The organism is Streptomyces sp. NPDC051555 (genome assembly GCF_044454405.1).
Classification (GTDB): Bacteria; Actinomycetota; Actinomycetes; order Streptomycetales; family Streptomycetaceae; genus Streptomyces.
Window position 1 is genome coordinate 125,958 of sequence record NZ_JBITDP010000023.1, and the last position, 10,942, is coordinate 136,899.

The window sequence follows — 10,942 nt, forward strand, 5'->3', positions numbered from 1 at the left end:
GCCCCCGGGAGCCGTGATCCAGTGGCCTGACCGACAGGGTTCGCTACGATCGAGCCATGACCGATCGGGCCACGAACCCTGCCGCGCGCCGGGGCCGACCGCACCGCGTGGTCGTCCTCGCCCTCACCGGACTGCTGCCCTTCGAGCTGGGCATCCCGCACCGGATCTTCGGCCGCGCCCACGATCCGGCGGGCCGGCCGCTGTACGAGATCCTCACCTGCGGGCTCGCGCCCGGCCCGGTCCGCACCGACGCCGACTTCGCCATCGAGGTCGCCCACGGCCCGGAGCTCCTGGCCACCGCCGACACGGTGGTCGTGCCCGCCTCCTACGAGCTGGGCCCGGTCTACTACGAAGGGCGGCTCACCCCCGAGCTCGCCGCCGCCCTCGCGCACGTGCGCCCCGGCACCCGGCTCGTCTCCATCTGCACGGGTGGGTTCGTGCTGGCCGCGGCCGGGTACCTCGACGGCCGTCGCGCCACCACCCATTGGGCCTCCGCCGCGCACTTCCAGCGCCTCTTCCCGGCCGTCCTGGTCGATCCCGACGTGCTGTACACGGACGACGGGGACGTGCTGACCTCGGCCGGAGTGGCCGCCGGGATCGACCTGTGCCTGCACATCGTGCGCCGCGACCACGGCGCGGCCGTGGCCAACGACGTGGCCCGGCGCACGGTCGTGCCACCCCACCGGGAGGGTGGCCAGGCCCAGTTCATCGAGCGGCCGGTGCCGCGGCCGGAGCTCGCCAGCACCACGGCGGCCCGCGCCTGGGTCCTGGACCGGCTGCACGAGCCGGTCCGGCTGACCGACCTGGCCCGCCAGGAGGCCATGTCGGTACGGACGTTCACCCGCCGCTTCCGGGAGGAGTCCGGGGTCAGCCCCGGCCAGTGGATCGTCATGCAGCGCGTGGAGCGGGCCCGGCAGCTGCTGGAGCGCACCGAACTGCCGATGGAAGAGGTCGCCCGGCAGGCGGGGTTCGGCCACGCCCAGTCGCTGCGCAAGCACGTGCAGGCGGCGCTGGGGGTGAGTCCGACGGTGTACCGGCGGACCTTCCGGCAGCGCGAAGGGGAGTGAGGGCGCGGGGAGGGCGTGGGGGCCGGGGGCGCGCGGAGAGGCTCGAACCTGACGTCATCTGATGGCCCATCAGGTGACGTCGGGCCGCTCCCTTGACATCTTCCGCCGCCCGCTCGTGAATGGCCCCCTGCCGAGGTGGACAGCGGGGGTGTCGCGGTGCGCAGAGGGACGCGGAGCAGGGGCTGGTCGGCGGCCGTCGGCATGGCCGTCCTCGCCGCCGTGGCGGGCGGCGCGCTGAGCGCGCCGGCCTCCGCCGAGGGCGGGGATCCGGCCCCGGCGGGCCAGGTCGACTTCCCCACGCAGTGCGTGCCGCCGCAGCAGGCCGGGTTGGCGCCCGCCGACGGCCCCACCACCGCGGTGCTCACCGTGGACAACCCCGCGCCCCGGGTCGGCGACACGGTCACCATCACCTACCGGGTGGCCGCCACCCCGGCCGTGAACCCGCTGACCACCGACCTGCCGGCCGACGTGCTGACCCCCACCGCCGTGATCGTGCTGGGCGGGGCGCAGCAGGGGGAGGTGACCGTGGTCGGGGCCAAGAGCAACGACCCGGTGCCGGCGGGTGCGGTGCTCCCCGCCGTCACGATGACCGGCACCTTCACCGTCACCGCCCCCGGCGAGACCACCTTCGCCCCCGGCGCCTACACCCTGCACACCAGCCACCTGCTCGACCTCGACACCACCTGCACGCCCGCCGCGGCCGGGGAGCGGCCGCCGGTCGCCGGTCGGCTCACGGCGGGGGCGCTGCCGGCCGCGAACCTGCGCGCCGTCGCCCTCGGCGGCGCGTCCGGCCGGCCCGGCGCCGCCGTCAAGGTCACCGGCAGCGGATTCACCCCGGGCGCGGCCGTGACGGTCACCGGGCGCGCGGGCGCCGCGCCCACCGCCGACCGGGTCACCGCGACCGCGGACCGGTTCGGCGCGGTCCTGGCCGACCTGCCGGTCACCGACCGGACGACCACGGCCGTCGTCGCCTACGAGGGCCCGGCCTGGACGGCGGAACGCGGCTCGGGCCCGGGCGCGTACACGGTCCTCGCGGACCCGCCCCGAACCCAGGAGCAGCCGACCGGGACGCAGAAGGTGACGGCGACGGTCGAACCGGGGGCGCTGACGATGACCCAGGCCGGGGAGTCCGTCACGCTCGGCGCGATCGCGTACGGCGACGGGGGCGCGGCCCCCGGCCGGATCGGCACGGTCACCGTCAAGGACGCGCGGGGCGGCCCCGCCGGCTGGTCCCTGATCGGCAAGGTCACGGACTTCACCGGCCCCGGCGGGGTGAAGATCCCCGGCGCCGAGCTGAGCTGGACCCCGGTCTGCGTGACGGCGGCCGGGAGCCGGAGCACCTGCGCGGCGGGCAGCGCCGGGGCGGTCGGGGAGGGCGGGGCGGTCCTGGCGTCGACCCCGGACGCGTCGTCGGTGGGCGGGACCTTCACCGTGGACGCGATCGTCACCCTCCGACTGCCGGCCTACACCCCGCCGGGGGCCTACACGGCCGTGCTGACCCTGACTCTGTCGTGACCGGGGGCCCCGCGAGGGCGGCGGTCGGACGGGGGACCCCGCTCGTGCTCGGGTGCGCGGTCCTGTGCGCGCTGCTGCTCGCGCTCGGGCCCGCCGCGGCCGCTACGGCCGCCGACAACGGGCAGTGGTCCGTCCTCCCCGCCGCCAACACGATCGCCCAGCGCCCGTACTTCTACCTCGCGGCCGCCCCCGGAACCACCGTCTCCGACGCCGTCACCCTAACGAACCGCACCCCCGGCCCGCTCACCTTCCGCCTCTACGCCGCCGACGCCTACAACACCGCCCGCGACGGCGGCTTCGCCCTGCGCGGGCCCGAGGAGCCGCGGGAGGCCACCGGAGCCTGGACCCGGCTCGCGCGGGACCGGGTCACCGTGCCGGCCCGGGGGTCGGTCAGCGTGCCCTTCACCCTGACCGTGCCCGAGCGGACCGAGCCCGGGGACCATCCCGGGGCCGTCGTCGCGCTGACGGACCGGCCGGGCGACGCCCCGGGCGACGGCACGGGGCGCACGGGGATCGACGTCCAGCGGGCCGTCGCCGCCCGGGTCTACCTCCGGGTCGCCGGGCCGACCGCGCCCGCCCTGGCCGTCGAGGGGCTCGCGGTCACCCGCCGGGGCTCCGGCGCGGAGGTCTCGTACACGCTCCACAACCTCGGCAACGTCACGCTGCGCCCCCGGACCGCCCTCGCCGCCGGCGGAGCCTTCGGCCGCTCCCTGCTGAACCGGGCGCCGACCGCCCGCGCCGAGCTGCTGCCCGGCCAGCGGGTCCGGTTCACCGAGCACTGGGCGGACCCGCCCGCCCTCGAACGGACCACCGTGACCGTCCGCGCCACCGCCCCCGGAGCCACCGCCCGGGCGAGCGCCGGGTACGCCGTTCACCCCTGGTCCGGGGCCCTGCTGGCGGGTGCGACCGTCCTGCTCGCCACGGCCTGGTCGGCGCTGGGAGCCGCATCGGGGAGAATGGCCCGTATGAGCGATCGTTCCCCCGAGCCCACCGCCCCGCACCGCGCGGGCTTCGCATGCTTCGTCGGCCGTCCCAATGCGGGCAAGTCGACCCTGACCAACGCACTCGTGGGTACCAAGGTCGCGATCACCTCCAACCGGCCGCAGACCACCCGCCACACGGTCCGGGGCATCGTGCACCGCCCGGACGCCCAGCTCGTCCTGGTCGACACCCCCGGCCTGCACAAGCCCCGCACCCTCCTGGGCGAGCGGCTGAACGACGTCGTACGGGCCACCTGGTCCGAGGTCGACGTCATCGGCTTCTGCCTCCCGGCCGACCAGAAGCTCGGCCCCGGCGACAAGTTCATCGCCAAGGAACTCGCGGGGATCAAGAAGACCCCCAAGATCGCCATCGTGACCAAGACCGACCTGGTCGAATCCAAGGCGCTGGCCGAGCAGCTGCTCGCCATCAGCCAGCTCAGCGCGGAGCTGGGCTTCGAGTGGACCGAGATCGTCCCGGTCTCGGCGGTCGGCGACAGCCAGGTCCAGCTGCTGGCGGACCTGATCGCCCCGCTGCTCCCGGAGAGCCCGCCGCTCTACCCGGAGGGCGACCTCACCGACGAGCCCGAGATGGTGATGGTGGCCGAGCTGATCCGCGAGGCCGCGCTGGAGGGCGTGCGCGACGAGCTCCCGCACTCCATCGCCGTGGTCGTCGAGGAGATGATCCCGCGCGAGAACCGCCCGGCCGACCGCCCGCTGCTGGACATCCACGCGAACGTCTACATCGAGCGGCCGAGCCAGAAGGGCATCATCATCGGCCCGAAGGGTTCGCGCCTGAAGGAGGTCGGGATGAAGTCGCGCAAGCACATCGAAGCGCTGCTCGGCACCCCGGTCTTCCTCGACCTGCACGTGAAGGTCGCGAAGGACTGGCAGCGCGACCCCAAGCAGCTCCGCAAGCTCGGCTTCTGACAGCACTAGCGCAGGCGTCGCACCTTCACCGCATTGTCCGTCCGGGTCCCGGGCCGGCCGTCAGGCCGGTCCTGGGCCCGTTCGTGTTCCTCGGCCAGGAGCACCTCCCAGGCGCCGTCCGGCAGCTCCAGCTCCGCCACGACCTGCTCCGGCGTCGGGAAGCGGACCTCGGGGTGGGTGTTCTCCTGCCAGGTGGCCCAGCCGGCGTGGCCCACGATCAGCAGGACGCCGCCGGGGGCCACCGACGCGGCGGCGGTGCGCAGGATCCGCTCGCGCGGGAAGTCGCCGTAGGAGTGCAGGAAGCTCGCCGAGACCAGATCGAACTCCCCGGCCGGGAAGGACTCGGCCAGGTCGTGGCGCTGCCACTCGATCCGGTCGCCGACCCCCGCCTCGGCGGCGTGCGCGGCGCCGCGCTCCAGGGCGACGCCGGAGATGTCCGTGGCGGTGACCCGCCAGCCCCGGCGGGCCAGCCAGACCGCGTCGCCGCCCTCGCCGCTGCCGAGGTCCAGGGCGCGGCCCGGGGCGACGCCGTCGATCTCGCGGACCAGGACCGCGTTCGCGTCCCCGCTCCAGATGCGCTCGCTCTCCCGGTAGCGGGCGTCCCAGAACTCCGCGCCGGTGGCGGCGGTGTCGCCGGGTGCGCCGGGGGGCTGGTGGGCGTGCGCGTCGGCGTGTGTCTGCTCGGGCGTCTCGGGCGCCTCGGCCGTCTCGTGCATGGGGGCCTCTTCCTGCTGTGCGGGCGCCGGGGTGGCTGCCCGCACCGCCGATGCTGCGCCCACGGCCGTGCCGGGGACAACGTTTGTTGCCACTTCGGCAAACGCGCCGCGCGGCGGGGGCCGGGGTCCGGGGCGGCCCCCTTCTCGCCCCCCTACTCCGCCGCCTGCTCCGCCTCCGCCACCTCTTCCTGCGGCGGCTCCGCGATCAGGGCGGTGCCCACGCGGCGGAAGCCGATCCGCCCGTACAGCCGGGCCACGTCCTCGTCGCCGGCCGAGAGGAAGACGGTCCGCACGCCGCGGGCCAGGGCGTCCGCGACCAGCGCCGCCGTGACGCCCTGCGCCAGCCCCTGGCGGCGGGCCGCCGGGAGGGTGCCGACGCCGACGACCTCCGCGGTGGTGCCCACCGGGATGTACTGGCCCGAGCACAGGACCACGTCGCCCCGTACCGCAGCCGCCACACCGCTCAGACCCGATCCGATCCGCCGTGCCACCCGCGCCCGCCGGGCCCCGCTCGCCGGATCCGCCGTGGCGGCCGCCAGCTCGGCCGGGCCCGCCTCGCCCAGGGCGGTGCCGGGCGCCGCGAAGGCCAGCATCGGGACGGTCACCGCCGCCCGCAGCAGGGGGTCTTCGGCGTCGAGCATCCGGACCTCCGGATGCGGGGGCACGTGTACCTGGTCCAGGTCCAGAACCATCAGGGGGTGCGCATGGACATGCAGTCCGGCGCCTTCCACGGCGGCGCGCAGCGAGGGGGTGTTTTCGGCCACCCATTCGAAGGCTTCGGGCACGCCCAGCTCGCGCTGGCGGGCGCGGACCCGGGCGACGTCGGCGACGCTCGCCGCGGGCGCGTGGCCGAGGGACGGGCGCGCGTAGTAGGGCCAGCCGTCGCCCTCCTGCACGAACAGGGTGAGCGGACCGAAGTCCTCGGCCCGCGCACCCCCGGTCCGCGGCGCGGTGTCGTAGTAGCGCTCCAGGCCATCGAGGCCGGCAAGGTCATCGCGAGAGGTCATCCGGGCATCCAAACAGAAAGGACCTGGTCAGGCACCTTCTTTGAGGACCCGGATGATCAGTTGGCGCTGGGCGTCGGAGAGGTTCGGGTCATGGCACGACACCGTCCGGCCGTCGACCGTGATCCGGTACGAGAACCCGTCCCGGATCCGGTCGGCGGCGGGCCCCGGCGGTCCCGGGCGCAGCGCGAGCTGCGCCAGGGCCTGCCACTCCGCCTCGTCGGGCAGGCCCGACGTGTCGATCTCGACCCGGCGCTCGATGCCCGCGAAGCCGCCGGTCCGCACCACAAGAATCCGCATGGGACCTGTCTACCGGCTCTACGCGGTCGGCACACCCACCTGGGACCAGGCCTTCAGGAGCGCCTCGTGCTCGGCGCCGCCCGACCCGAAGCGGGTGGCGGCCGCGGCCACCGACAGGCGCGCGAAGGAGGCGAAGTCGGCGTCCGTGGCCAGCTCGCCGCCCGTGAGGGTGTCGTACCAGATCTGCCCGGCCCGCTCCCAGGCCTTGCCGCCGAGTTCGGTGGCGGCCAGGTAGAAGGCGTGGTTCGGGATGCCGGAGTTGATGTGCACCCCGCCGTTGTCCCCGCTGGTCCTGACGTAGCCGTCCATGCTCGCGGGCTGCGGGTCCCGGCCCAGCTCGTCGTCGTCGTAGGCGGTGCCGGGCGCCTTCATGGAGCGCAGGGCCACCCCGCTGACGTTGGGCCCGAGCAGCCCGGCCCCGATCAGCCAGTCCGCGTCCTGCGCGCTCTGGTCCAGGGAGTACTGCTTGATGAGCGAGCCGAAGACGTCCGACATCGACTCGTTGAGGGCGCCGGACTGGCCGTAGTACTCCAGGTTGGCCGTGTACTGGGTGACGCCGTGGGTCAGCTCGTGCCCGATGACGTCCACCGAGACCGTGAAGTCGACGAAGAGGTCGCCGTCACCGTCGCCGAACACCATCTGGGTGCCGTCCCAGAACGCGTTGTTGTAGTGCTCGCCGTAGTGGACGCTGGCATTCAGGGGCAGGCCCGAATCGTCGATGGAGTGGCGCCCGTACGCCTTCAGGTACAGCTCGAAGGTGGAGCCGAGGCCGGCGTAGGCACGGTTGACGGAGGCGTCCTTGTGCGGCGGCCCGCCTTCGGCGCGGACCTTCTTGCCGGGCAGTCGGGTGTGGTGCTGGGCGTCGTAGATGGTCCGCGCCGGGGTGTCGGACGGCGGGGTGCCGAGGGCCGGGGCGATGCCGCGGACGGTGTTGATGCGGCGCCGGGTGCGCTGGAGCGAGTCGTGTTCCAGGGTGCGCTGTGCGAGGTCGGCGCGCCGGGTGTCGTCGGAGCGTGCGATGCGGTCGAGGACGTGCGGCGGCACGATCGTGCAGAAGACGGGGTGCTGAGGTGTGGCATCCATGCCGGGAAATGTGGCACTGGGTCATGCCCGTGTCACTAGCTGCAACCATGATTCATTCGACTGTCTGAAACCGAGTGGACCCGGGTTGACGGATCGCCCGGACCTCGGCGCAGCGAAAGAGTCATAGCTCACAAGTGGTGCAAAACGGACTGCATGGTCTTGCATACTGAAACAGGTCCCCGCACAGCCGCGCGGCTGGGCTAGGGTGCGGTCATCATGCGTTTTGGGCTGCTTCTCCTTAGCTGCCGCGGCGAGGGCCTGTAGTCGTAGGCCGACCCCCTCCCCGCGGAGTCCGGTGTTGCGGTTTTACTGCCTGTCGGCCGTCCCAGCGAACATCACGTGGACACGCGAGGAGCCCTACGCCATGACTCAGCACACCTTTGCGGGACGACCCACCCCGATCACCAACGCCACGCACACGCAGCGCCCCTCCGGCATGCCGATCCACAAGTACGGCGCGTACGAGCAGGTGGACATCCCCGACCGCACGTGGCCGAACGCCCGCATCACCAAGGCTCCTCGCTGGCTGTCGACCGACCTGCGCGACGGCAACCAGGCCCTGATCGACCCGATGAGCCCCGCCCGCAAACGCGAGATGTTCGACCTGCTGGTGCGCATGGGCTTCAAGGAGATCGAGGTCGGCTTCCCCTCCTCCGGCGATACCGACTTCAACTTCGTGCGCTCCATCATCGAAGAGGGCGCCATCCCGGACGACGTCACCATCTCCGTACTGACCCAGGCCCGCGAGGACCTGATCGAGCGGACCGTCGAATCGCTGGTCGGCGCCAAGCGCGCGACCGTGCACCTGTACAACGCCACCGCGCCGACCTTCCGCCGGGTCGTCTTCCGCGGCTCCAAGGAACAGATCAAGCAGATCGCCGTCGACGGCACCCGCCTGGTCATGGACTACGCCGACAAGATCCTGGGCGACGAGACCGTCTTCGGCTACCAGTACAGCCCGGAGATCTTCACCGACACCGAGCTGGACTTCGCCCTGGAGGTCTGCGAGGCCGTCTGTGACGTCTGGCAGCCGGGCGAGGGCCGCGAGATCATCCTGAACCTGCCCGCCACCATCGAGCGCTCCACGCCCTCGACCCACGCGGACCGCTTCGAGTGGATGGCCCGCAACCTGACCCGTCGCCCGTTCGTCTGCATCTCCGTCCACCCCCACAACGACCGCGGCACCGCGGTGGCCGCCGCCGAGCTGGCCGTCATGGCCGGCGCCGACCGCGTCGAGGGCTGCCTGTTCGGCCAGGGCGAGCGCACCGGCAACGTCGACCTGGTCACGCTGGGCATGAACCTGTTCTCCCAGGGCGTGGACCCGGAACTGGACTTCTCCGAGATCGACGAGGTCCGTCGCACCTCCGAGTACTGCAACCAGATGGAGGTCCACCCGCGCCACCCCTACGCGGGCGACCTGGTCTACACGTCCTTCTCCGGCTCCCACCAGGACGCCATCAAGAAGGGCTTCGACGCCATGGAGGCCGACGCGGCCGCCCAGGGCAAGACGGTCGACGACATCGAGTGGGCGGTGCCCTACCTGCCGATCGACCCGAAGGACGTCGGCCGCTCCTACGAGGCGGTCATCCGGGTCAACTCGCAGTCCGGCAAGGGCGGGATCGCGTACGTCCTGAAGAACGAGCACAAGCTGGACCTGCCGCGCCGCATGCAGATCGAGTTCTCGCGGATCATCCAGGCCAAGACCGACGCCGAGGGCGGCGAGGTCACGCCGAAGGCGATCTGGTCCATCTTCGCGGACGAGTACCTGCCCAACAGCGCCGACGCGGAGGCCCGTTGGGGCCGCATCCAGCTGCGCTCCGGCCAGACGACCACGGACAAGGACGGCACCGACACGCTGACCGTGGAAGCGGTCGTCGACGGCGCGGAGACCGTCCTGGAGGGCACCGGCAACGGTCCGATCTCGGCCTTCTTCGCCGCACTGGCCGCCATCGGCATCGACGCCCGCCTGCTGGACTACACCGAGCACACGATGAGCGAGGGCGCCTCCGCGCAGGCCGCCTCGTACATCGAGTGCGCCATCGACGGTCGGGTCCTGTGGGGCATCGGCATCGACGCGAACACCACCCGCGCCTCGCTGAAGGCCGTCATCTCGGCGGTCAACCGCGCCGGTCGCTGAGGCTCGGCCCGGACCGCGGCCCCGCCCCCTCGCGCACGAGGGGGCGGGGCCGCGGTGCGTTGGCGGGGTCCCTCGAACGAGGGAGGGTTCGGGTGGAAATCGAGGGGTATTCCGGGGGTACCGCCGAGGGCGCACTTCGGCCAACTCGCGGACTCGACCGATGTTGTCTTGTCACACGACTGACGCATGCTCACCGATGTGGCTAACATCACGCCAACCCGGCGATGTTGCCGGACCGTTACGGAGGTGCGAACGTGCTGCCAGTTCGGGGCGGGACCGGCCGGAAGCTGTTGGCGTGGGGCATCCGTACCACCTGGAACACCGTGGGCGACGGAGAATTCTTCTGCCCGAGCTGCGGCGGTGACCGCAACTACCGCCGCCGCACGGGCCGTCGACGGCTGACCGTGCTGGGCGTGCCGCTGCTCCCGCGCGGCACCGTCGGCCCCGTCGTCGAGTGCGCGGCCTGCCGCGACCGCTACGACACCGAGGTGCTCGACCACCCCACCACCACCCGCTTCTCGGCGATGCTGCGGGACGCCGTCCACACGGTCACCCTCGCGGTCCTGGCGGCGGGCGGCACGTCCTCGCGCAGCGCCCTGGAGGCGGCCGTGGGCGTCGTACGGGCCGCGGGCTTCCAGGACTGCACGGAGGAGCAGCTGGAGTCCCTGGTCGAGGCACTGGCCACCGACGAGGGTCGGCTGGGGCTGTACGAGGGTCCGGAGTGCTGCGGGGCCGCCCTCTCGATCGAACTCCACGAGGTACTGGAGCCCCTGGCCCCGCACCTGGCGGGCCCGGGCCGCGAGTCGCTCCTGCTCCAGGGCGCCCGCATCGCCCTGGCCGACGGCCCGTACATCCCGGCCGAGCGGGAGGTCCTGACCACGGTCGGCGCCGCGCTCCGCCTGGACGCGGACGAGGTGTCGACGCTGCTGGCGGGGGTACGGGCGACGGGGTCCTGGTGAGCTGACCCGGGGGGTGGGCGCGGCTTGGCGGTGGTGGGCGCGGCTTCGCCGCGTTTGGCGGTGGCTTCGGGTGGGGCGGGGTCGGTGGGGTTCCGGGGGCTGCCCGTCAGTTCCACTGTCTCTCCGGGGTGGGCCGGGCCCTCAAGGGCGCTCCCTGCGGTCGCGTCGCTGCGCGATGGCCTGCGGCCACCCTTGACCGCCCGTCCCACCCCGGAAAGCCAAGAACTGTCGGGCGGCCCCCGGGGGAAGGCAGG

9 protein-coding genes and 1 pseudogene are annotated in these 10,942 nt (G+C 73.3%); 6 read left to right on the plus strand and 4 right to left on the minus strand.

What is annotated here, in order from left to right; all coding sequences use genetic code 11:
- Positions 1–56 precede the first annotated feature (56 nt).
- From ACIBEA_RS34640 to era, 4 genes and pseudogenes are all read left to right on the plus strand, one after another.
- Entirely contained in the window at positions 57–1,067 is a 1,011-nt protein-coding gene (locus ACIBEA_RS34640; protein WP_399267155.1) for a GlxA family transcriptional regulator, read from the plus strand.
- A gap of 201 nt (positions 1,068–1,268) precedes the next feature.
- A complete protein-coding gene (locus tag ACIBEA_RS34645) occupies positions 1,269–2,582 on the plus strand; it encodes a beta-xylosidase (protein WP_399267166.1) in 1,314 nt (437 codons plus the stop codon).
- 44 nt (positions 2,583–2,626) lie between these two features.
- Positions 2,627–3,025 (plus strand): annotated as a pseudogene (locus tag ACIBEA_RS34650) (WxL protein peptidoglycan domain-containing protein); the annotation flags it as partial.
- 513 nt (positions 3,026–3,538) lie between these two features.
- Positions 3,539–4,489: a GTPase Era gene (era, locus tag ACIBEA_RS34655; protein ID WP_399267167.1), complete on the plus strand. Its 951-nt coding sequence runs from the start codon at positions 3,539–3,541 to the stop codon at positions 4,487–4,489.
- A gap of 5 nt (positions 4,490–4,494) precedes the next feature.
- On the opposite strand, the gene ACIBEA_RS34660 is transcribed toward era, so the two are convergent.
- From ACIBEA_RS34660 to ACIBEA_RS34675, 4 genes are all read right to left on the minus strand, one after another.
- Positions 4,495–5,205, minus strand: a complete 711-nt coding sequence (locus tag ACIBEA_RS34660; protein ID WP_399267156.1) for an SAM-dependent methyltransferase — start codon at positions 5,203–5,205, stop codon at positions 4,495–4,497.
- Between the two features lie 152 nt (positions 5,206–5,357).
- Positions 5,358–6,212: a GNAT family N-acetyltransferase gene (locus ACIBEA_RS34665; protein ID WP_399267157.1), complete on the minus strand. Its 855-nt coding sequence runs from the start codon at positions 6,210–6,212 to the stop codon at positions 5,358–5,360.
- 27 nt (positions 6,213–6,239) lie between these two features.
- Positions 6,240–6,509 carry a protealysin inhibitor emfourin gene (locus ACIBEA_RS34670; RefSeq protein WP_399267158.1) on the minus strand — a complete coding sequence of 90 codons (270 nt, stop codon included), beginning with the start codon at positions 6,507–6,509 and terminating at the stop codon, positions 6,240–6,242.
- Between the two features lie 18 nt (positions 6,510–6,527).
- On the minus strand, positions 6,528–7,592 hold the full coding sequence (locus tag ACIBEA_RS34675; protein WP_399267159.1) for a M4 family metallopeptidase: 1,065 nt from the start codon (positions 7,590–7,592) through the stop codon (positions 6,528–6,530).
- 364 nt (positions 7,593–7,956) lie between these two features.
- On the opposite strand from ACIBEA_RS34675, the gene leuA reads away from it, so the two are divergent.
- Both leuA and ACIBEA_RS34685 read left to right on the plus strand, forming a co-directional pair.
- Positions 7,957–9,729, plus strand: coding sequence for a 2-isopropylmalate synthase (leuA, locus tag ACIBEA_RS34680; protein ID WP_399267160.1), 1,773 nt, complete (start codon positions 7,957–7,959; stop codon positions 9,727–9,729).
- Positions 9,730–9,983: 254 nt separating this feature from the next.
- A complete protein-coding gene (locus ACIBEA_RS34685; protein WP_399267161.1) occupies positions 9,984–10,688 on the plus strand; it encodes a TerB family tellurite resistance protein in 705 nt (234 codons plus the stop codon).
- The last annotated feature ends 254 nt before the right edge of the window (positions 10,689–10,942 follow it).

What these genes read in the sequence shown, in the direction of transcription:
- ACIBEA_RS34640 (WP_399267155.1), top strand. Translation starts at nt 57, where the DNA reads ATGACCGATCGGGCCACGAACCCTGCCGCGCGCCGGGGCCGACCGCAC.
- era (WP_399267167.1), top strand. Translation starts at nt 3,539, where the DNA reads ATGGCCCGTATGAGCGATCGTTCCCCCGAGCCCACCGCCCCGCACCGC.
- ACIBEA_RS34665 (WP_399267157.1), bottom strand. Translation starts at nt 6,212, where the DNA reads ATGACCTCTCGCGATGACCTTGCCGGCCTCGATGGCCTGGAGCGCTAC.
- leuA (WP_399267160.1), top strand. Translation starts at nt 7,957, where the DNA reads ATGACTCAGCACACCTTTGCGGGACGACCCACCCCGATCACCAACGCC.
- ACIBEA_RS34675 (WP_399267159.1), bottom strand. Translation starts at nt 7,592, where the DNA reads ATGGATGCCACACCTCAGCACCCCGTCTTCTGCACGATCGTGCCGCCG.
- ACIBEA_RS34670 (WP_399267158.1), bottom strand. Translation starts at nt 6,509, where the DNA reads ATGCGGATTCTTGTGGTGCGGACCGGCGGCTTCGCGGGCATCGAGCGC.
- ACIBEA_RS34660 (WP_399267156.1), bottom strand. Translation starts at nt 5,205, where the DNA reads ATGCACGAGACGGCCGAGGCGCCCGAGACGCCCGAGCAGACACACGCC.
- ACIBEA_RS34645 (WP_399267166.1), top strand. Translation starts at nt 1,269, where the DNA reads ATGGCCGTCCTCGCCGCCGTGGCGGGCGGCGCGCTGAGCGCGCCGGCC.